Genomic DNA, 20,279 nt, shown 5'->3' on the forward strand with positions numbered 1-20,279 from the left:
CTTAGAATGGTGCATACAATGCCCTATTATGGTGCACAATTATCGCCCGTGACACTCCAAGAGGGGCCTGGCACCAGAACCGTGCCCCACCATCTGGCCTAGTCCTTGCTTATCCCTGCACCATGAAGTTCTCCTCCCGCCCCCGCCTCAAGGCCGAATCGGTGCTCGAAGGCACCACCACCGGCGTGCTGGCCGTGGACGGGCGATTGTGCGTGGGCTATCTCAATCCAGCAGCCGAGAATCTCTTCGGCGTTTCGGAAGGCCACGCCCTCGGCGAGCCCCTGCACATCGCGGTACCGCACTTCGCGAACCATATGGAGCGATTGCGTGAGGCCGTCGCCAAGAGCTCCGGCTTCATCGAGCGTGAGCTGGAGATGCGCCGCGGCCACGACCGCCCGGTGACGGTGGATCTGGTCGTCACGCCCTCAATCTTCAACAAGCAAAACGGGCTCGTCATCGAGGCAACGGCGCTGGATCGGCATTTGCGCATCTCGCGCGATGAATGGCTGCAAGCACAGTTCGACGCCGGTCGCCAGCTTGTGCGCGGCCTCGCGCACGAGATCAAGAACCCTCTCGGCGGCATCCGCGGCGCTGCCCAGCTACTGGAGCAGGAATTCCCCGATTCGCTGCACCGAGAATACACGCAGGTCATCACCCGCGAAGCCGACCGATTGCAAAACCTCGTCGATCGCATGCTCGGCCCCAATCGCATGCCGGTGCGTGACCACCTCAATGTCCACGCCATGCTGGAGCACGTTCGTCATCTCATCGAGGCGGAGGCTGGCGAGCGGCTAACGGTTGAGCGCGACTACGACCCCAGCATCCCCGACATCGATGCCGACCGCGAGCAGCTCGTGCAGGCGGCGCTGAACATCGCACGCAACGCCATGCAGGCCCTGGAAGACGTGCCCTCACCAACGCTGACGCTGCGCACCCGCGTGCGCCGGCAGCACACCATCGCCGGTGTGCTGCATCGCATGGCCGTGCAGATCGACATCGAAGACAACGGTCCAGGTATCCCGGCCTCGCTGCTGGAGAAGATCTTCTATCCAATGGTGACGACGCGCGCCTCGGGTAGCGGTCTCGGCCTGCCCATCTCGCAATATCTGGTGCACGGCCATGGCGGCATCATCGAATGCCATTCGCGGCCGGGCTGCACGACTTTTTCCATCTATCTGCCCCTGCCCGCCTCATGAACGAAGCCAATGCGCTGAGAATCTGGGTCGTCGACGACGACGAATCTATCCGCTGGGTCATGGAGCGCTCGCTCGGCAGGCACGGCATGGCTGTGACCTGCTTTCCGGGCGCTGCCGAGATGCTGGACGCGCTGGCCGAGTCGACACCGGACGTGCTGATCAGCGACATCCGCATGCCGGGCGTCGACGGACTGGAGTTGCTGTCGCGCCTGCACGAGAAGGACCCGGATCTGCCGGTCATCATCATGACGGCGCACTCCGATCTGGACGCGGCTGTGGCCGCCTATAAGGGGGGCGCCTTCGAATATCTGGCGAAGCCCTTCGACGTCGACGACGTCGCCGAGTTGGTACAGCGCGCCGCGGCCGCTCGCAGTATCGAACCTGCCTCCCTGGAACTCGGCCAGGTGACTTCGCTGATTGGCGAGGCGCCGGCCATGCAAGACGTCTTCCGCGCCATCGGCCGACTATCGCAGTCACAGATCACCGTACTGATCACTGGCGAGACCGGCGTCGGCAAGGAGCTCGTCGCCCGCGCACTGCACAACCACAGCCCGCGTTCCAACCGCGAGTTTATCGCTGTGAACACCGCCGCCATTCCGCGCGATCTTATGGAGTCGGAGTTCTTCGGCCACGAGCGCGGCGCCTTCACCGGCGCGCAGACGCAGCGCCGCGGCCGCTTCGAGCAGGCCGACGGCGGAACCCTCTTTCTCGATGAAATCGGCGACATGCCGATGGATCTGCAGACGCGGCTGCTGCGCGTGCTTTCCGACGGCGAGTTCTATCGCGTCGGCGGCACCACGCCGGTCAAGGTGGACGTACGCGTCATCGCCGCCACCAATCAGGAGCTCGAGGACGCGGTCGCCGAGGGTCGCTTCCGCGAGGACCTCTTCCACCGCCTCAACGTCATCCGCGTACGCATCCCGGCGCTGCGCGAGCGGCGTGAGGACGTTCCCATGCTCGCGCAGCATTTTCTGGTCACCGCGTCGCGCGATCTACACACCGAGCCCAAGCGCCTCAGCGCGGCCGCCAGCGTCGCGATGCAACAACTCGACTGGCCCGGCAACGTACGCCAGCTAGAAAACATCTGCCGCTGGCTCACTGTCATGGCGCCGGGTCAGGAGATTCAGGCTGACGATCTGCCGCCGGAACTGCGCCAACCGCGACGTCAGGCCGCAGGCACCGAGCAGCCCACGACCACACAGGGCGATGCCGCGGCGGCGGCCGACTGGCCGACGCTGCTGCGACAATGGGCCGACGCCGAGCTGCGCGAGGGACACTCCGACCTGCTCGACGAAGCACTGCCCGCCTTCGAGCGCACCCTCATCGAGGCCGCGCTGGCCAGCACGCGTGGCCACCGCATCGACGCCGCCAAGCGGCTCGGCTGGGGCCGCAACACGCTGACGCGCAAGATCAAAGAGCTACAGCTCGACACGCACCGGCATGAGTGAGCCCGACCGAAGCGCCGGTGGCGCTTCGCAGCGGGCGAACGCCGCGGCCATGGAAGGCCGCGGCCAGGTTACTTAGCGAGACAGGAAGTCGAGCTTAGTAACCGCGGCGATCTCCGCAGAAACCCCGATCAATCGGACCGGCCCCGCGCAGCACTCACTCTCAAGCCCAAACGAAGCGCTAGTGACCCTTCCCAAGCGACGAACGCCGGGGCCAAGGAAGGCCCCGGCAAGGTCACTTAGCGAGGTCCGGACGACCGAGCTTAGTGACCGCAGAGATCTCCGAAAAAACGCCCGTCAAAGCCGATCGCCCCAGCGCAGCCTCACTCGAAGCGCTCGGGGCACCCGCATCACGTCGAGGCCCCGCGTCAGCCCTCAAGCCGCGTCGCGAGACTTGCCCTCACCGGACGGCGGCGTCCGCCCCAAGCGCGCATCACGCAGGCTCTGCGTATGCGTCGGGTCGCCGGTGATGAGCCGATCCCCCATCTGACGCGTGACGTACTTCCAGAGCCAGTTGACGAAAACGCGCATGCGTTGCTGACCATCGATCAGCGCGCGGATGTGCACGAAGGCCCAGAGAAACCAGGCCAGCATGCCGCTGGTGCGAAAGCCGCGCAGATCGCCCACGGCGCGATTCACGCCGATGACGGCCATCGTGCCCCAGTCGCGGTAGCGGAAGGGCTTGACGGGCTTGCCGACATCGCGGCGCTTGACCACATCCGCCACGTAGCGGCCCTGCTGGATGGCCGCGGGTGCCAGACCAGGAACGGCCTTGCCGCGCGCATCAACCAGCGCGGCCAGATCACCCACCACGAAGATCTCCGGATAGCGCGGCAGCGAGCAATCCGGCGCCACCTCAATGCGCCCTCCGCGATCGCGCGGCGCGGCGGTGGCCTCGGCCAGTATCTGACCGAACAGCGAAGGCCGAACCCCCGCCCCCCAGAGCACCGTGGCGGCTTCCATGCGTTCGCTGGACTCACCACGCTTGACGCGCACGCCCTGGGCATCGACATCCTCGACCATCGCCGAGGTCTGCACCGCCACGCCCAGCGCAGCCAGATGCTTGCGCGCCGCTTTGCGCAGCTTCTCGGGGTACACCGGCAGGATGTCCGGCCCTCCCTCCAGAAGCGTCACGCGCGCCTCGCGCGAACTGAAGCTGCGGAAGTCGCGCACCATCGTCTTACGTGTCAGCTCGCCCAACGCACCCGCCAGTTCGACGCCGGTCGGCCCGCCGCCAACGACGATGAAACTGAGCAGTCGCTGCTTCTCTGCCGGGTCCTCGCACATTTCCGCCTGCTCGAAGGCGCGGAAGATGCGACGCCGCATGGTGATAGCGTGCTCGGCCGTCTTCAGACCCGGGGCATGCTCGCGCCAGTGGTCGTTGCCGAAGTAGTTGTGCTTGACGCCGGTGGCCGCCACCAACAGGTCGTAGCTTAGTTCGCCGTGCTCGTGGCGCACGATGCGGCGCTCGGGATCAAGGTCGTAGACCGTGGTGTTGAGCGTGCGCACATTCGGCAATTTGCTCAACACGGCACGCTGCGGATAGGCGATATCACCGACCGTCAGCGAACCAGTCGCCACCTGGTAGAGCAGCGGCTGGAAGAGATGGAAGTTGCGCTTGTCGAGCAACGTCACCCGATAACCCGCGCGGCCGAAACGGAGCGCAGCGTTCAGGCCCGCGAAGCCGCCACCAACGATGACGACGTGGCGCGCGGAGGGGGTGTTTCCGGCAGAGTGTTCTTCAGCTTGCATTACGACCTTTGTTGCAGCGCACAACGCTCATGATAACCGGAGCAGCCCTCTCGCAACAGCGGTTCAGGCGTCGTTGGCAGTCGTCTGCAACATAGCCGGCGGCTGCCGGCGCAGCGAATCGGGTTCGCGCGCGGCGAGCCAGCGCTCCTGAAAGCAGTAACGCGCCACGCGGGCGACATCGTAGATGTACCAGGCGTTGACCGAGCCACCCACCACCGCACCCATGACCGGCACCACCGAGGCCGCCTTGCGCCAGCCCAGATGCATGCCAACGGTGCGTGCGAGATTGTTGAGGCTATAGGTCGCGGCCTCCTTGGCCAGCTCGCGTTCGGCGGCGCGCTCGACGCCGTCGCGCCAGGCCGCGTCCAGCGTGCCGTCGAGCAGACCGGCGGCGCGTAGCCCCAGCAGGGCCTGCGTCTTCTCGTCGACGCTGTTCGCCGAGGCCACGGCGAAGACCGACAGCGCCAGCCCGTCGTCGGGGCGCTGCAGGCAGCGCTCGCCGTAGCAGAGGCCTACGCGATGGATGGTGCGCAGCGCCAGTACCAGCACGCTGGGCACGTCTAGCACCAGGCCGGCCTTGCCGGCCACACCGAAGACCGCGCCGCCGGCTCCGCCCAGCATGAGTCCGCCGCGCTGGATGCGGCCGGCGAGGCGGTCGCAGACTTCCAGCGGCTGGTCGCGCAACGCGGCCAGCTCGGCCACGCCGGCGCGGGCCAGCAGCGCCGCCTCGCCGTCGCCGCGCACCGCCGCGCGCTGCGCGGTCTGCAGCGCGCCGCGCAGCACCGATTCCGGCACCGCCCGCTGCACGGCGCGACTGGCCGGGCCAGCCGCGCGCCCGAACCAGCGCGTCGCCGGCCCCGGCGGCTGCGCCTGCCAGTTGCGGATGGCGGCCAGCACCTCGGCCTCGTAGTCGCTCAGCGGCATGACAAAGCCGCAATGTGCTTCGCACTCATGGGCCGATGATACGCTCACGCGCCCGTCACTCCGCAGCCAATCGCCCATGTGCCTTATCGCCGTCGCCTGGCAGGCCCGCCCCGACATGCCGCTGGTGATGGCCGCCAACCGCGACGAGTTCCACGCCCGCCCGACAGCCGCCGCCGCGCCCTGGCCAGAGACTCCGAATGTCTTCGGCGGACGCGACCTCAGCGGCGGCGGTGGTTGGTTGGCGGTCAACGCCGCCGCCCGGCGGCTGGCGGCCGTCACCAATGTCCGCCGCATGGTGCCGCCGGACCCCAATGCACCATCGCGGGGCCAGCTCGTCGCCGACTTCCTGCCCGCCGAAGTCGGCATCACCGACTATCTGGGGCAGCTCGCGCCCAAGGCCGAGCGCTATGCCGGCTTCAATCTGCTGCTCTGGGAAGGCGAAACGCTGCGCTTCGCCAGCAACCATCCGGGCTTCGAGAAACAGGCGCTGTCGCCCGGCGTGCACGTCGTCTCCAACGCCTCGCTGGACACGCCCTGGCCGAAATCCTGTCGTCTGCGCGATGCCCTGCAGGCCTGGATCGACGAAGGCATCGACGACACCGAACCGCTCTTTGCCGCACTGGGCGACCGCCAGCCGGCCGCCGACGCCGATTTGCCCGACACCGGCGTCGGCTTCGAGCTGGAGAAAATGCTGTCGGCGCCCTTCATCGTCAGCCCCGGCTACGGCACGCGCGCCTCCACAATCGTCGTCGTGCACGCCTCGGGCGCCATCGACTTCACCGAGCGCTGCTTCGATGCCAGGGGCGAAGTCATCGGGGAGACTCGCCAGCGAGTATGACGACGCTTTTTCGGTGGCCGTCAGCGCGTCAGCCGGGCTAATGTCTGCGCATGGCGAGGCTTCCGGGCGAAGACAGGATGTGGCAGGCCGTGTGCGACTCCGATGCCAGCTACGACGGCATCTTCTGCTTCGCCGTGCGCAGCACCGGCATCTTCTGCCGCCCCTCCTGTTCGGCGCGCACACCGAAGCGAGAGAATCTGCGTTTCTTCCCCGATGCGGCCAGCGCCGCAGCGGCCGGGTTTCGCGCCTGCAAGCGCTGCCAGCCGGAGCGGACGCCGAGCGCGCCGCCCGAATGGATCGGCCGACTCCTGCGGCACCTCGAAGAGCGGCCGGCGCCGCCGCGCGCCGAGGATCTGTGCAACGCCGGCATCGCGCCGGCCCGCGCCCGGCGCTGGTTCCGTCGCTACTACGGCATGAGTTTTCGGGCATTCTGCGAGGGACACGCGATGAGCAAGGCACTGGACGCGCTTCAGAAAGGCAATAGCCTCGACCACACCGCGGCGGAGGCCGGATTCACGTCGCTCAGCGGCTTTCGCGACGCCTTTAAGCGCGTCTTCGCGCAGCCGCCGGGTGCCGCCGACGACCTGGAATGCGTACGCCTGCGCTGGGTCGAGACGCCGCTGGGCCCGATGGTCGCCGGCGCCAGCGACGCCGGGGTCTGCCAGCTCAGCTTCCTCGGCGAATCGGATATCGACGCCGAGCTGCGCGGCCTGCGCGACGGCCTCGGATGTGCCGTGCTTCCGGGGCGGCACCCCTTCCTCGACCAGCTGCAGACCGAGCTGGAAACCTACTTCGCGGGCCAACTGCAGCAGTTCACGCTGCCGCTGCACCAGCCCGGCACGGCCTTCCAGCAGGCAGTCTGGTCAGCGCTGCAGGCCATTCCCTTCGGCGCCACCTGCAGCTACCGCGACATCGCCACGGCCGTCGGCCGGCCGGGGGCGACACGCGCGGTGGGCACGACCAACGGCCGCAACCGCATCGCCATCGTCATTCCCTGCCACCGCGTCATCAACGCCGGCGGCGCCCTCGGCGGTTACGGCGGCGGCCTGGAGCGCAAGCGCTGGCTGCTGCGCCACGAGGCCGCCACCGCCAGCGCCGCGGCCAGCGCCCCCGCGCCCAGCACCGCCGCAGCGGCGCCGTAGAGCCCGCCATAGCCGAGGCCGACGGCCACCGGCTGCGCCAGCAGTGGCGAGGCGAACTGGCCGAGAAAGAAGGCCGTCGTCATCCAGCCCAGCGCGCGCCCGCGCAGCGCGGCTTCGCTGCGGTTGACGGCCCACTGGTTGAGATTCGGGATCATGAAGCCGAGGCCGAAGCCGGCCAGCAGCAGGCCCGCCACGAAGAGCGGCACGCCCGTGGCGTGGCTGACCACGGCGTAGCCCAGTCCGAGCAGCCCCGCCGTGATCGTCACCATGCCCAGTGGCGGCACGCGGCCGCGCACGCGGCCGAAGAGCGTACCCGCGACCATGGCCGCAATATTGAACAGCGCCATCGCGGCACCCACCCAGCCGCTGCTGGCGGCGAAACGCTCGCTGAGCAGGAAGGGCATGTAGACCGGCGTCAGATAGAACAGCCCCATGCCGAGAAAGGCCAGCACGCAGAGGCTGCCGACCTGGCGCAGCAAGCGGCTCGGCGGCGCCGCCCGCGCCGCGTCGTCTTCGGCGCTGCGCTCGGGACGGCTTTCCGGCAGGCGCAGGATGGCCGGCAACAGCAACAGCGCCAGCAGATAGATGCCGAAGGCGACGCGCCAGTGGATCTCGGCCGCCAGCCCGCCGGCGAAGACGAAGACGACGCCCCCGCCGGCCATGAAGGCGCCCTGCAGGCCGAGCAGGCGCGCCTGTTCGGCGTCGCGACTGCCGTCCGCGATCATCGTCGTCGTCGCCGTCATCAGGCAGCCGATGCCCACGCCCAGCAATGCGCGCGAGGCGAGCAGCAGTTCCAGCGACGGCGCCAGCGCGCCCAGACTGCCGCCAAGCACATAGAGCGCCAGGCCGAAGAGCAGCACGGGACGGCGACCGCGCGTATCGCAGGCGCGACCCGCCAACGGTGCCACCAGAACGATGATCAGCGCCGGCAGCGTCAGCACCAGCCGCGTCAGGAACTCGGCGTGCGGGGTCTCCGCGAAGTGCGCGGCGATGGCCGACAGCGTCGGCGTGATGGTCGCCGCGGCCATCACCGTCAGCGTGCTGCACAACAGCAGCGTCAGCGGCCGGGAAAGCAGGGGCATGGCGTCAGACGCCCCGCGGCGACAAGCGCATCAGGCCAGCCGGAGCCCGCCGTCGACGGGCAGCACCGCGCCGGTGACGTAATCGGCCTCCGCCGACAGCAGGTAGGCCACCGCCGACGCGATGGCCTCCGGCGTGCCCAGCCGCTGCAGGGGGATGCGCCCGCGCTCGGCGGCCTGCTCGGCCTCGTCGAGACTGCTGTTGGTCGCCCATAGGATGTGCCCGGGCGCCACGCCGTTGACGCGGATCGCGGGTGCCAACTCCAGCGCCAGCGCCTCGGTCAGCGTCCACAGACCGCTCTTGGCCGCGAAGTAAGGGGCGTAGCCTGGCCGCACGTGGCGCACCAGCGTATCGATGATGTTGACGATGGCCGCCGCGCCGGCCTGCTTCGCGAAGGCCTGCGCGGCTTCCAGCGGCGCCTTCAGGTTCGAGGCGAGCAGATCCTCGGTCTGCTCCGGACGCAGATCGGTCAGCGGGGTGGCCTTGTAGCTGGAGGCGTTGTTGACCAGCGCGTCCAGCCGACCCCAGACGCCGGCCGCCTCGCGCACCGCTGTGGCCGCCGCCCCGGCCTGTGCGAAGTCGGCGACCACCAGCTCCGCGCTGTCGGCGCGCGCGGCCAGCAGATCGTCGCGCAGCGCCTCGGCCTCGGCGCGGTTGCCCCGGCAGTGCAGTACGACGTGCCAGCCGTCCCGGTGCAGCCTGCGCGCGATTTCCGCGCCGATGCGGCGCGCACTACCGGTGACGAAGGCGACGGGAGACGGCTCGGACATGCGGGGACCGGTCAGTGGATGTCACGGCATTGTGGCAGCGCCGGCCCTGAGCCGCGCGCTATGTCGCCGCGGCGTCGCCCTGCAGCCACTGCGCCAGGCGCTGCTCGCGGGCGGCGCGCAGCCGCTCGCCGACCTCCGGACCCCGCATTCCCTCGGGCACGACGTCGGCCGCGCGGATGGGCGCGACCAGCGCACGCGCCGCGCGCAGGTGATCGGCCGACGGGTAGGCATCGTTCTCGAAGCCCGTTCTGCCACGCGCGTCCGCCGCGCAGGCGGCCAGCGCCTGCTCGAAGAAGGCCTCGTCGCGCAGCCCGCGCAGCGCCTCGATGAGCGCCAGCAACGTGCCAGGGCGCAGTTCCGAAGCGCGATGCACGCGGATGTGCTCGCGACATACCGCCAGCGCCAGCTCGCGCTGCGCCTTGGGTACACGCAGGCGTTGGCAGAAGGCCTCGATCAGCGGCAGCCCGGCTTCCTCGTGCCCGCGATGCCCGGGCAGGACATCGGCCGGCGTCACGCCCTTGCCGAGATCGTGCAACAGCACGGCCACGCGCGCGGCCAGCGGCAGTCCGTCGCGGGCCGCAATATCCAGACAAAGCTGCAGATGCGCGCCGGTGTCGATCTCGGGATGATATTCCGCGCGCTGCGGCACCCCGTACAGCGCGTCGATCTCCGGGAAGAGTTCCGCCAGCGCGCCGGCTTCGCGCAGGACCTGGATATAGACCGACGGCTGCGCCTGCATCAGCGCGCGCTCGGTCTCGGTCCAGACGCGCTCCGGGGCGAGCGCGCTCATCTCGTCGGCGGCGACGATGCGCTGCATCAGCGCCATCGTCTCCGGCGCCACCGTGAAGCCCAGCGGCGCCAACCGACTGGCGAAGCGCGCCACGCGCAGCACGCGCAGCGGATCCTCGACGAAGGCCTCCGAGACATGCCGCAGCACGCGCGCCTCCAGATCGGCGCGGCCGCCATGGGGGTCGATCAGCGTGCCGTCGTCGGCCTCCGCCATGGCGTTGACGGTGAGGTCGCGCCGCGCCAGGTCCTCCTCCAGTGTCACCTTGGGGTCGGCGTCCACCACGAAGCCGCGATAGCCGCGCCCGGACTTGCGCTCGGTGCGCGCCAGCGCGTGCTCCTCGGCCGTGTCGGGGTGCAGGAAGACCGGAAAGTCGCGGCCGACCGGTCGATAGCCCAGCGCCTCCATCTCCTTCTGGGTGGCGCCCACGACCACCCAATCGTGCTCGTGCGGCTCTAAGCCGAGCAGGCGATCGCGCACCGCGCCACCAACGAGATAACGCTGCATCAGCAGCAGATCCCGGCGGGGGCCACCGGCTCTTCGAGCAGCGGCAGAATGCGGCCAGGCTCGCCGGTGGCGCGCCAGTGGATGATCAGATAGTGATAGAGCGCGCGCTGCACGTAGCCGCGCGTCTCGTTGAAGGGGATGTTCTCGATCCAGGCGTCGGCCTCCAGCGCCCGGCCTTCCGGCAGCCAGCCGGGAATGCGCAGTGGCCCGGCGTTGTAGGCGGCCAGCGTCTGGATCCAGCGGCCTTCGAAGCGCTCCTGCAGCCCCTCCACGAAATGCGCCGCCAGCGCCAGATTGGTGTCGGCCTCGAAGAGGGCGCTGCGATCCGGAACGGCCAGCCCGCGCCGGCTTGCCACGCGGCGCGCGGTGGCGGGCATGAGCTGGGCAAGGCCGCGCGCGCCGGCGCCGGAAACCGCGCGCGGGTCGTAGAGACTTTCGGTGCGCACGATGGCGCGTAGCCACGTCTCCGAAATCGCCGTGTCGGCCACGGCCGCCTCGAAGGCAGAGGCATACGGCGTCGGGAAGCGCAACACCAGATCATCCCACTCGCCAACGCGAGCCAGCCAGGTGATCGCCTGCCGGTGCCAGCCCCAGTCAGCCAGCATCAACGCGGCCTGCGCCTTGCCAGCGTCGTCGAGTTCGCCCAGCGCCCATTCGAGTTCGTTGGAGGCACGCGCGTCCTCTTCGAGCGCGTGCCACTCGCGTGCCCGCTGCACGCCGGAAAGACGGGCGAGCTGGCGCTGCACCTCGGCGTCGCGCTTCAGCGGCTGATGATTCAGGGCCGGCGCGCGCCCCAGCCGCTCGGCGGCGAGAAAGCCGTGGTAGCTGCGATCTTCGGCCAGCGCCTCGTAGCCGGCAGCTTCGACCTCGGCACCCTGCAGCTGCCGCGCGCGCGCCGCCCAATAGCGCCAGCGCGCATCTTCGGCCTGCGACGCCGGCATGGCAGCGATGACGCGCTCCAGCGCCTTCCAGTCGCGCGCCCACATCGCCGCCCGCGCGTGCCAGCTGAAGTGCAGCGGCTCGTGCCCTTCCAACGACAACGATTCGAACAGTTCCAGCGCCACCGGCTCGCGCGACCAGCTGGCCGCCAGTGCCACGGCGCGGGTCAGCGCTGCGGCCTCGTCCTCCGGAAAATCGCGCGCCTCAGTCAGCGCCGCCAGCAACTCCGCGGCGTCATTCGGTTCTCGTCGGGCGTGGGCACGCAACCCGGCTTCCAGATCCACGAAGGGAATCGGGGCATCCGGGCTATCGATCAGGCGCCGTAGAAAGCGCCCACGCTGAGCACGCGCCAGCCGCGCGTTGATCCAACTGCGTTGCCCCGTCTCAGGCAATTGCTCAGTGAGGTAGCGCGCCAGGTCGAGCTCGCCGGCATCCAGCGCAAGACGCAGGCGCTCGACGATAACGTCCTCGGTCAGCAGCCCTTCGCTGCCCAGCCAATCGAAGGCCGGGTTACAGGCCTCGGGCATGGAGCGGCCGCGCCGCCAGGCGACCAGCGCATCATCGACGAAGCCTTCCATGCGATCCAGCGCCATACGTGCCTGCAGCCAACTGCAGAGCAACGCGTCACTGCTTGGTCGGCTGCCCAGCGCCGCCATGTAATCCGCCCAGCGCTCGCGCTCGGCGAGGCTGCGCCACCACGCCCCGCGCAGCGGCTGCGTATAAGGCGCCGAGCCGTGGCGGTCGAAGAAGTCGGCGATCAGCGAATCCAGCGCGGCATTGGCGTCCGAAAGCTGCAGACGAAGCCGACGCGCCTGAAGCCAGGGATAGAGCGGATAGGCGCGCAGCGCCTCGCTGTCAGCGCTGGCGGCGCCGCCGCCCGGCGCCTCGAAGGCGGCGCGGAACTCGGCGCGCACTTCCGCATCAGCCGCGTACGCCGCTCCCGCAGCGAGCGGCAAAAGCAGCGCCAGCGCCAAAAGCAAGAGCCGGGCGACGAGGAGGCGACTAGGATAGGCGGCCATCTGAAGCATTGAAGACATCGGGGGTCGTGTGGAGTTCCTGCCGCTGTTTCTTGCCACCGGAGTCGTATCCGGTCTGCTCGCGGGCCTGTTCGGGGTCGGAGGCGGACTGATCACCGTCCCCATTCTCGCTCTCATTCTGGGCGCTCAGGGTTTTCCGCGCGAGCATGTCATGCAGGTGGCCATCGGCACCTCGCTGGCAGTGATCGCGCTGACCGCCATTTCCTCGACCCGCGCGCATCACGTGCGCGGCGCCGTGCGCTGGCCGATCCTGCGCTGGCTGGCGCCGGGCTTGATGCTGGGCGCGCTGCTGGGCGCGGCCACCGCCCATCTGCTCAGTACGGAAGTCCTGGCGCGCATCGTGGGGGTGGGCGCAGTGGCCGTGGCCCTGAAGATGATCCTGCAGGCCGATCCGGTGGTGCGCGACACCAACCCGGGCCGCCTACTACTGAGCGTCGCCGGCACGGTCATCGGCTGGGCCTCGGCGCTGATCGGCATCGGCGGCGGCTCGCTGTCGGTGCCCTTTCTGCGCCTGACCGGGCTGGACATGCGCACCGCGGTGGGCACCTCGGCGGCCGGCGGCATCCCGATCGCCTGGGCCGGCGCAGCCGGCTTCATGATTGCCGGAAGCGGCGTAGCTGGCCTGCCCGAGGGACAGATCGGCTATGTCTCGCTGCCGGGCTTCGCGGCTGTGGCCGTCGCCTCGGTGCTGATGGCGCCGGTGGGCGCGCGGCTGGCCCACCGGCTGCCACAGATCTGGCTACAGCGCGCCTTCGCGGCGCTGCTGATGGGCAGCGGCGTGAGCATGCTCGCCGGCGCCGTCTGAACGGCTGACGCTGCAGCGCAGCAGACAACGGTTAGAATCGCAGCCTCCCGCGACATCAAGCAAAAGGCTACGAAGACGATGACAGGACTGGTCACACCCCACGGCGGCGGACCGCTCAAGCCGCTGCTGCTCGAAGGCGAGGCCGCTGCGGCCGAAGCCAAGCGCGCGCAGACGCTGCCGCGCGTCACCATCAGCTCGCGCGAAGCGGGCGACCTCTTCATGCTCGGCATCGGCGGCTTCACGCCGCTCGACGGCTTCATGGGCTTTGATGACTGGAAGCGCGTCTGCGACGAGATGCGCACCGCGGAAGGGCTGTTCTGGCCGATCCCGATTACGCTCTCCACCGACGCCGCCACCGCTGACGGCATCGAGGAGAACAGCGATGTGGCGCTCTACGACGCAGAGCGCGACGAGATTCTCGCGACCATGAAGGTCACCGAGAAATACCGCATCGACAAGGCGCACGAATGCGCGCAGGTGTTCAAGACCACCGACGAGGAACACCCCGGCGTCAAGATGGTCATGGCGCAGGGCGAGTACAACCTGGGCGGGCCTGTGCGCGTGCTGTCGCAGGGCGGTTTCCCGGAGGCTTATCCGGGCCTCTACATGACGCCCGCCGAGACGCGCGCCGCCTTCGAGGCACGCGGCTGGAAGACCGTCGCCGCCTTTCAGACGCGCAACCCGATGCACCGCAGCCACGAGTATCTGGTGCGCATTGCCATCGAGATCTGCGACGGCGTGCTGATCCACTCGCTGCTGGGCAAGCTCAAGCCCGGAGACATCCCCGCCGAGGTGCGCACCAAGGCGATCTCGGCGCTGATCGACAACTATCTGCGACCGGAAACCATCATCCAGTCGGGCTATCCGCTGGATATGCGCTACGCCGGCCCGCGCGAGGCGCTGCTGCACGCAGTCTTCCGCCAGAACTACGGCTGCTCGCATCTCATCGTCGGCCGTGACCACGCCGGTGTCGGCGACTACTACGGCCCCTTCGACGCGCACGCCATCTTCGACGAGATCCCGGCCGACGCGCTGCAAACCAAGGCGCTAAAGCTGGACTGGACCTTCTGGAGCCACAAGGTCGGCGGCATGGCCAGCATGCGCACCTGCCCCGGCAAGGACGAGGATCGCGTGCTGCTGTCCGGCTCCAAGCTGCGCAAGCTGCTCTCCGAGGACGAGCACGTGCCGGACGAGTTCTCGCGCCCCGAGGTGCTGGAAATCCTGCGCGCCTACTATCAGGGCCTGGACGACAGTCAGCGCGTGAAGGTCGAGCTCAAGGGCCACTCGGCGCGATGAGCGAGACCCGCGACGCGGCCGCATCGCGCGTCGACAATCAGGTCTACATGGTCTTCCCGAATGACCTGAACGCCAACGACACCGTCTTCGGCGGCATGATCATGGCGCAGATGGACCGCATCTGCGCCGTGGTCGCCGACCGGCACGCCGGCGGCGTCTGCGTCACGGCCAGCGTCGACGCCGTGCACTTCATGGCACCGGCCGTGCGCGGCGACGTGCTCGTCTTCCACGCCTGCGTTAACCGCGCCTGGACGACTTCCATGGAGGTCGGCTGCAAGGTCGATGCCGAGCGTGTCGGCGGCGGCGCAAACCGGCACATCCTGTCGGCTTATCTCACTTTCGTCTGCCTCGACGAGGCCGGCAAGCCGCGACCCGTGCCGGCGCTAGAGGTTTCCGATCCAATCGGGGAACGGCGCTACCGCGAGGCGCAGATGCGCCGCGACCTGCGCCTTCAGCACGCCCGCCAGCTGCGCAACCTGCGCGAGGAGACATCGGCATGAGCATTGGCGTTCAGGGCATCCGGCAGATTGCCGTCACCGTCTCGGACATGGATAGGGCGGTGGCCTTCTATGCCGACACCCTCGGCCTGGATCTGCGCTTCCGCAACGACACCCTCGCCTTCTTCGACTGCGGCGAAACCCGGCTGCTGCTCGGCGCCAAACGCGCCGAAGACGCCGACGGCATCGTCGTCTACTTCGAGGTCTCCGACATCTTCACGGCTGTCGATAGCCTGCGCGATTCGGGCATCCAGATCGAGAAGGAGCCAGAGTGCCTGGCGCGCATGGCGGGGCGCGCGATGTGGGCGGCCTTCTTCCGGGACAGCGAAGGCGCGCTGGCGGCGCTGATTGCGGAGCATCCGGATGAGAGCGGGGGCGAGGCGCCGGCGGCTTAGGCTTCATTGCGCCCGCCGATAGGGCATTACTGCTCGCGGGCTCCGCGCTCCGTCGCCTCGGCGCTACCGAAACGAAGCGTGACAGTTACGTGCTTCTCGTTGGAAAGCGGCGTGCTCAGGGGTTCCGCGCTTGATACGGGCATGCTGTCGTAGCAACGCTCACGAATAGCGCGGGTGACTTTGGTTTCGGCCAAAGTCACCAAAACCATGGTGCCCGACGGATGGCCTACTGCGGCTGTGCCGCAGTAGGTCCCCGAGCCGAGCGACGTGCTCGGCCATCCTCAAGGGCACACGTCGGTCTGGCTCGCCGCTTCGCGGCATCGCTGCAGTGCAGTGGCGCCTCCTTGCGGCGATGTCGCGAAGCGACGAGCCGTTCCGCCCTCCCCCTTGGTGGCGCAGCGGCTGGCGGCGCGCGCAGGGGAGGATCGGCCCGGACGGCCGATCCAGCCGTGACGGGACAGGACGTCCCTTCACGGCGGCCCCGAGCACGTCGCCAGCCGCCGGGACTCCGGACCGCCAAAGGCGGGCCGGAGCGCCACCTCGGGGTGTCCTCTCTTTGGTTCTTGGATTCAAGCCGCAAGTGCAACACTTCCAGCCAAGGAGGTGTGCTGTGGGGATTCACTATCGACACTTGGGCGCAGAGGAACGAGGCACGATCATGGCGATGATCCTGGGCGGATCGAGCATGCGTCGGGTCGCTGAAGCTATTGGCCGGTCGCCGAGCACAGTCCAGCGGGAGCTTCGGCGCAACGGCTATCTGCAGGCATCGGAGCCGCTCAAGGGGCGGCCGCGCAAGATCCCCCGGTACGACGCGTCGAGCGCAGGCCGGCGCGCCCGCCGGTTGCGCCGCAAGCCGCGCGTCGAACGCAAGCTGGCCCGAACAGGCGCGCTCTGGCCACAGGTAGTGGAGCGTCTGCATCGCGGTTGGTCCCCGGAACAGATCGCCGGCAGACTGGGTGGGGTGTCGCACGAAACGATCTACACCGCGATCTACGCCACACCGCGTGGCCAGCTTCGGCGCGAGCTGACGTCGCTGCTGCGACAAGGGCATCGCACCGGGCGCAAGCGCCGCCAAGGTCGGGATCGGCGCGGCCGGCTCGCGGATATGGTCAGCATCCATGTGCGCCCGCCGGAAGCTGAAGACCGGCTGGTGCCGGGGCATTGGGAAGGCGACTTCATCGTCGGGCGCCGCAATCAATCGGCGATTGGCACGCTGGTGGACCGCCACTCCTTGTTCGTGATGCTCGCCAAGATGGAGGGCTGCACCGCCGAGGCCGCCTTGGAGGGATTCAGCACGACCTTCAATGCCCTGCCTGAGGCGCAGCGGCGCACCCTGACCTATGACCAGGGCAAGGAAATGGCGCGCCACAGCGAGCTGGCTGAGCGCACCGGCCTCAGCACCTACTTCGCCGATCCGAACAGTCCCTGGCAGCGGGGCATCAACGAAAACACCAACGGCTTGCTCCGCCAGTACCTGCCCAAGGGCCAGGTCCTGTCGAACTACACCCAGCGCGAACTCGACGCCATTGCCTGGCAGCTCAACAACCGACCGCGCAAATCGCTGGGCTTTCGGACACCGGCTGAGGTCTTCTTCGAGGCCGCCTATGCAACAACACAACATTGATAACCAGCGGTGTTGCACTTGGGCTTGGAATCCACCGTTCCTTTCTCTGGACAAGCAGAGAAAGGAACCCGCGCCAGTCGCGGGGCTATAAGCGGTAGCGCCGAGCTTCCGAGGCGCGGAATCCGCGAGCAGAAACGGGACCAACAGCAGTCAATTGCGACGCTCAGTGCCGCCCGACTCGGTACGCCCGAAAACGTCGAGCAAAACGCAAGCGCCCTCTCCCGCTCGGCGGGAGCGGGGATAGCGCATCGCTTCGCGACTCAGTCGGCTTTTGCCAACCGATCGACGGCCTCGAGCAACGCGCGCAACGTGCCGGGCTCGGTCGCGGAATGCCCGGCGTCCGGGATGACATGAAGCTCGGCGCGCGGCCAGGCGCGCGACAGCTCCCAGGCCGAGCGCATGGGGCAGACGACGTCGTAGCGACCCTGCACGATGGTGCCCGGGATATCGGCCAGGCGCGAGGCATTGGCAAGAATCCAGTCCGGCCGCTCGAAGAAACCGCCGTTGACGAAGTAATGGCACTCGATGCGCGCGAAGGCCTCGGCGAAACGCACGTCGCCGAAGGCCGCCTCGGCCTCGGCAGTGGCGCGCAGATTGCTCGTCGCGCCCTCCCAGCGGCTCCAGGCGATGGCCGCAGCGCGGCGCTCGGAGGAGTCCTCACTGGTCAGCCGGCGGTGATAGGCGTGCAAGAGATCGCCGCGCTCGGCCTCGGGAATCGGCGCGATGAAGCGTTCCCAGGCGTCCGGATAGATCCAGGAACAGCCCTTTTGATAGAACCAGGCAATCTCCTCGGGGCGCAGCAGGAAGATGCCGCGCAGCACCAGCGAGCGCACGCGCTCGGGATGCGTCAGCGCGTAGGCCAGCGCCAGCGTCGAGCCCCAGGAACCACCAAAGACCATCCAGCGTTCGATGCCGAAGTGCTCGCGAATACGCTCGATATCGGCGACCAGATCCCAGGTCGTGTTCTCGCGCAGCTCGGCGTGCGGCGTCGATCGCCCGCAACCACGCTGGTCGAAGAGAATGATGCGAAAGCGATTGGGGTCGAAGAATTGGCGGTGGAAGGGCTGACAACCACCGCCGGGCCCGCCGTGCAGGAAGAGCACCGGCACACCCTCGGGATTGCCGGCTTCCTCGACGTGCAGGCTATGCAGCGCCGATACGGGGAGCTTCAGGGTCTGTCGCACCGGAACCGGTGGGTAAAGGCCGTCCATCGCTGTCGTAATGCTTGCCACTGTGGGGCTCTAGCTTAGCGGCTCACGGCGGGGAAGCCTTTCAGCGACGCTACCCGGCAATAAATTCCTATGGCACACGGCGACGGCGGCAGCTAGCATGCGCGTAACGATCACCTCGTCCTGCCCCGGATACCGAATGCGCCCGCTTCCCCCGCTTCTCGTCGCGTTCAGCCTCCTGCTGTCCGCCTGGACCCCGCAGGGCCTCGCACGCGACAGTATCGACGCCGAGATGATGAAACGGCCACCTGAACTGGCGCCGGCAGTGGCCTTCTGGCGCGAGATCTTCGGCCGCTACTCGAAGCACCAGGTCGTTATCCACGCCCGCGATTACCCGAACAAGATCTTCACCGTGCTCGACTACCGCGCCGAAGCGGCCAGCGGCGCAAACGCGGTGACCCTCGCGCGCAAGCGCCAGCGCGAGACGAAAGCGGCCATTGCGCGCGTCGACGCCATCCTCGAGCAACTCGATGCCGCCGGCGGCGACCCGAGCGGCCTCGGCGACGAGGCCCGTGCGGTGGCCGAGCTCTTCGCCGACATCGACGACCCGGACATCTTCGGCAAAGTCGCCGGTCGCGTCCGCGCCCAGCAGGGGGTGCGCGAGCGCACGCTCCAGGGCCTGGAGCGCGCCGGCCGCTACCTGCCGCACATGGAAGAGGTCTTCGCCGAGCACGACCTGCCGCTGGCGCTGACGCGGCTGCCCCTGGTGGAATCCTCCTTCGACAGCAGCGCCTACTCCAAGGTGGGCGCAGCCGGGGTCTGGCAGTTCATCCCCAGTTCGGCACGGCGCTACATGCGCATGGACCATGTGCTCGACGACCGCCGCGACCCATGGGCCTCCACCGAAGGCGCGGCGCGGCATCTGCGTGACGACTACGATGCGCTCAACGACTGGCCGCTGGCGGTAACCGCCTACAACTTCGGTCGCTACGGGGTCCGCCGCGCACTTGAGGAAACCGGCCATGACTCTCTGGGCGGTCTGCTGCGCGACTACGAGAGCCCACGCTTCGGCTTCGCTTCGCGCAACTTCTACGCCTCCTTCCTGGCCGCACTCGACGTCGAACAGCAGCCCGAAAAATGGCACGGCAAGCCCGTCGACCGGATGCCGCCGGCGCGCTTCGACACAGTGGAGACCGAGGACTATGTCGCCTGGTCGACGCTGCAAGGCCTGTCCGGCTGGGACGAGGACACTTTCGCGCGCCACAACCCGGCCTATGACGATCTGGTGCGCGCGGACAAGCTCTACGTACCTCCCGGCCACCGCATCCGCGTCGCGCCCGGCGAGAGCGCGGCTTTCCTCACCGCCTATGCCCAGCTCGACGACGCGCAACTGCACAACGCGCAGCGGAAAGCCTTCCTGCGCCATCGCGTCGCGCGCGGCGAAACCCTGTCCGAGATCGCACGCCGTTTCGGCACCTCGGCCGCGCATCTGCAGCGGCTGAACGGACTGACCAGCGTGCATCATCTGCGCGCCGGCCAGTCATTGCGCATCCCGGCGCCCGGCGGCGCGGGCGGCACGCGTACAGCGGTCGCAACCGGCGCTGAACACACGGTGCGCAGCGGCGAGACGCTGTCGGAAATCGCGCGCCGCTACGGCACCTCGGCTGCGGCGCTGCAGCACACTAACGGACTGGACAACGCCAATCGCCTGCGCGCGGGCCAGACGCTTCGAGTGCCCGGCGGCGGCGGCGCGACACACGTCGTGAGCCGAGGTGACACGCTCTCCGGCATCGCCGTGCGCTACGGCAGCTCTGCCCACGCCATCGCCGCTGCCAACAGCATGGCTACCGGCGATGTGCTGCGCCCGGGCGCCGAGCTGCGTATCCCGGGGGCCTCCGGGCCACGCCACCATCGCGTGACACGCGGCGAGACGCTGTGGGACATCGCGCGCCAACACGGCACCAGCATCGCCAGCATCGCGGCGCATAACGCCCTGGATGAACAAGGCCTCATCCGGCCCGGCCTGACGCTGGAGATCCCCTGAAGCGCGCTAAACTGTCCTTTTGCTGCCGCGGG

Annotated in this window: 17 protein-coding genes; 10 read left to right on the forward strand and 7 right to left on the reverse strand. The window is 68.7% G+C overall.

Annotated elements, in window-relative coordinates; all coding sequences use genetic code 11:
* Positions 1–122 precede the first annotated feature (122 nt).
* Together glnL and ntrC are read left to right on the forward strand one after the other, a co-directional pair.
* A complete protein-coding gene (gene glnL / locus U743_RS11700; RefSeq protein ID WP_043768528.1) occupies positions 123–1,196 on the forward strand; it encodes a nitrogen regulation protein NR(II) in 1,074 nt (357 codons plus the stop codon).
* Positions 1,193–2,644, forward strand: coding sequence for a nitrogen regulation protein NR(I) (ntrC, locus tag U743_RS11705; RefSeq protein WP_043768530.1), 1,452 nt, complete (start codon positions 1,193–1,195; stop codon positions 2,642–2,644). Before glnL ends, ntrC begins: the two co-directional genes overlap by 4 nt.
* A 372-nt stretch (positions 2,645–3,016) precedes the next feature.
* Here ntrC and U743_RS11710 read toward each other — a convergent pair whose 3' ends face one another.
* Both U743_RS11710 and U743_RS11715 read right to left on the reverse strand, forming a co-directional pair.
* The gene (locus tag U743_RS11710) at positions 3,017–4,393 is read right to left on the reverse strand and encodes an NAD(P)/FAD-dependent oxidoreductase (protein WP_052368010.1); all 1,377 of its coding nucleotides are present in this window, start codon (positions 4,391–4,393) and stop codon (positions 3,017–3,019) included.
* Positions 4,394–4,456: 63 nt separating this feature from the next.
* Positions 4,457–5,365: an EcsC family protein gene (locus U743_RS11715; RefSeq protein ID WP_198022016.1), complete on the reverse strand. Its 909-nt coding sequence runs from the start codon at positions 5,363–5,365 to the stop codon at positions 4,457–4,459.
* Positions 5,366–5,393: 28 nt separating this feature from the next.
* On the opposite strand from U743_RS11715, the gene U743_RS11720 reads away from it, so the two are divergent.
* On the forward strand, positions 5,394–6,155 hold the full coding sequence (locus tag U743_RS11720; protein ID WP_043768533.1) for an NRDE family protein: 762 nt from the start codon (positions 5,394–5,396) through the stop codon (positions 6,153–6,155).
* A gap of 89 nt (positions 6,156–6,244) precedes the next feature.
* Positions 6,245–7,297: a bifunctional transcriptional activator/DNA repair enzyme AdaA gene (locus tag U743_RS18810; RefSeq protein WP_198022017.1), complete on the forward strand. Its 1,053-nt coding sequence runs from the start codon at positions 6,245–6,247 to the stop codon at positions 7,295–7,297.
* On the opposite strand, the gene U743_RS11730 is transcribed toward U743_RS18810, so the two are convergent.
* From U743_RS11730 to U743_RS11745, 4 genes are read right to left on the reverse strand one after another with little or no spacing between them, the layout of a single operon-like run.
* Positions 7,189–8,379, reverse strand: coding sequence for an MFS transporter (locus U743_RS11730; RefSeq protein ID WP_052368016.1), 1,191 nt, complete (start codon positions 8,377–8,379; stop codon positions 7,189–7,191). The genes U743_RS18810 and U743_RS11730 overlap by 109 nt on opposite strands.
* Before the next feature lie 30 nt (positions 8,380–8,409).
* Positions 8,410–9,147: an SDR family oxidoreductase gene (locus U743_RS11735; protein WP_052368018.1), complete on the reverse strand. Its 738-nt coding sequence runs from the start codon at positions 9,145–9,147 to the stop codon at positions 8,410–8,412.
* A gap of 58 nt (positions 9,148–9,205) precedes the next feature.
* The gene (locus U743_RS11740) at positions 9,206–10,441 is read right to left on the reverse strand and encodes a multifunctional CCA addition/repair protein (RefSeq protein WP_043768538.1); all 1,236 of its coding nucleotides are present in this window, start codon (positions 10,439–10,441) and stop codon (positions 9,206–9,208) included.
* Positions 10,441–12,417, reverse strand: a complete 1,977-nt coding sequence (locus U743_RS11745; RefSeq protein ID WP_198022018.1) for a transglycosylase SLT domain-containing protein — start codon at positions 12,415–12,417, stop codon at positions 10,441–10,443. The genes U743_RS11740 and U743_RS11745 overlap by 1 nt, the downstream gene beginning before the upstream one ends.
* A gap of 10 nt (positions 12,418–12,427) precedes the next feature.
* On the opposite strand from U743_RS11745, the gene U743_RS11750 reads away from it, so the two are divergent.
* The 5 genes from U743_RS11750 to U743_RS11775 all read left to right on the forward strand — a co-directional run bounded on the left by U743_RS11750 (position 12,428) and on the right by U743_RS11775 (position 17,034).
* Entirely contained in the window at positions 12,428–13,222 is a 795-nt protein-coding gene (locus U743_RS11750) for a sulfite exporter TauE/SafE family protein (protein ID WP_043768542.1), read from the forward strand.
* Between the two features lie 78 nt (positions 13,223–13,300).
* Positions 13,301–14,518 carry a sulfate adenylyltransferase gene (gene sat / locus U743_RS11755; RefSeq protein WP_043768544.1) on the forward strand — a complete coding sequence of 406 codons (1,218 nt, stop codon included), beginning with the start codon at positions 13,301–13,303 and terminating at the stop codon, positions 14,516–14,518.
* On the forward strand, positions 14,515–15,018 hold the full coding sequence (locus U743_RS11760) for an acyl-CoA thioesterase (RefSeq protein ID WP_043768546.1): 504 nt from the start codon (positions 14,515–14,517) through the stop codon (positions 15,016–15,018). The genes sat and U743_RS11760 overlap by 4 nt, the downstream gene beginning before the upstream one ends.
* Positions 15,015–15,410: a VOC family protein gene (locus tag U743_RS11765; RefSeq protein WP_052368023.1), complete on the forward strand. Its 396-nt coding sequence runs from the start codon at positions 15,015–15,017 to the stop codon at positions 15,408–15,410. Before U743_RS11760 ends, U743_RS11765 begins: the two co-directional genes overlap by 4 nt.
* A 616-nt stretch (positions 15,411–16,026) precedes the next feature.
* Entirely contained in the window at positions 16,027–17,034 is a 1,008-nt protein-coding gene (locus U743_RS11775) for an IS30 family transposase (protein WP_043772005.1), read from the forward strand.
* Positions 17,035–17,294: 260 nt separating this feature from the next.
* On the opposite strand, the gene pip is transcribed toward U743_RS11775, so the two are convergent.
* Positions 17,295–18,245, reverse strand: a complete 951-nt coding sequence (gene pip / locus U743_RS11780) for a prolyl aminopeptidase (protein ID WP_043768549.1) — start codon at positions 18,243–18,245, stop codon at positions 17,295–17,297.
* A 157-nt stretch (positions 18,246–18,402) separates the two neighbouring features.
* Between pip and U743_RS18165 the strand changes: the two genes are divergently transcribed.
* Entirely contained in the window at positions 18,403–20,247 is a 1,845-nt protein-coding gene (locus tag U743_RS18165) for a LysM peptidoglycan-binding domain-containing protein (RefSeq protein ID WP_052368030.1), read from the forward strand.
* Positions 20,248–20,279 lie beyond the last annotated feature (32 nt).

This window comes from Algiphilus aromaticivorans DG1253, from assembly GCF_000733765.1.
Taxonomy (GTDB): domain Bacteria; phylum Pseudomonadota; class Gammaproteobacteria; order Nevskiales; family Nevskiaceae; genus Algiphilus; species Algiphilus aromaticivorans.

What these genes read in the sequence shown, in the direction of transcription:
- glnL (WP_043768528.1), top strand. Translation starts at nt 123, where the DNA reads ATGAAGTTCTCCTCCCGCCCCCGCCTCAAGGCCGAATCGGTGCTCGAA.
- ntrC (WP_043768530.1), top strand. Translation starts at nt 1,193, where the DNA reads ATGAACGAAGCCAATGCGCTGAGAATCTGGGTCGTCGACGACGACGAA.
- U743_RS11710 (WP_052368010.1), bottom strand. Translation starts at nt 4,393, where the DNA reads ATGCAAGCTGAAGAACACTCTGCCGGAAACACCCCCTCCGCGCGCCAC.
- U743_RS11720 (WP_043768533.1), top strand. Translation starts at nt 5,394, where the DNA reads ATGTGCCTTATCGCCGTCGCCTGGCAGGCCCGCCCCGACATGCCGCTG.
- U743_RS11730 (WP_052368016.1), bottom strand. Translation starts at nt 8,379, where the DNA reads ATGCCCCTGCTTTCCCGGCCGCTGACGCTGCTGTTGTGCAGCACGCTG.
- U743_RS11735 (WP_052368018.1), bottom strand. Translation starts at nt 9,147, where the DNA reads ATGTCCGAGCCGTCTCCCGTCGCCTTCGTCACCGGTAGTGCGCGCCGC.
- U743_RS11740 (WP_043768538.1), bottom strand. Translation starts at nt 10,441, where the DNA reads ATGCAGCGTTATCTCGTTGGTGGCGCGGTGCGCGATCGCCTGCTCGGC.
- U743_RS11745 (WP_198022018.1), bottom strand. Translation starts at nt 12,417, where the DNA reads ATGTCTTCAATGCTTCAGATGGCCGCCTATCCTAGTCGCCTCCTCGTC.
- sat (WP_043768544.1), top strand. Translation starts at nt 13,301, where the DNA reads ATGACAGGACTGGTCACACCCCACGGCGGCGGACCGCTCAAGCCGCTG.
- U743_RS11760 (WP_043768546.1), top strand. Translation starts at nt 14,515, where the DNA reads ATGAGCGAGACCCGCGACGCGGCCGCATCGCGCGTCGACAATCAGGTC.
- U743_RS11765 (WP_052368023.1), top strand. Translation starts at nt 15,015, where the DNA reads ATGAGCATTGGCGTTCAGGGCATCCGGCAGATTGCCGTCACCGTCTCG.
- pip (WP_043768549.1), bottom strand. Translation starts at nt 18,245, where the DNA reads ATGGACGGCCTTTACCCACCGGTTCCGGTGCGACAGACCCTGAAGCTC.
- U743_RS18165 (WP_052368030.1), top strand. Translation starts at nt 18,403, where the DNA reads ATGCGCCCGCTTCCCCCGCTTCTCGTCGCGTTCAGCCTCCTGCTGTCC.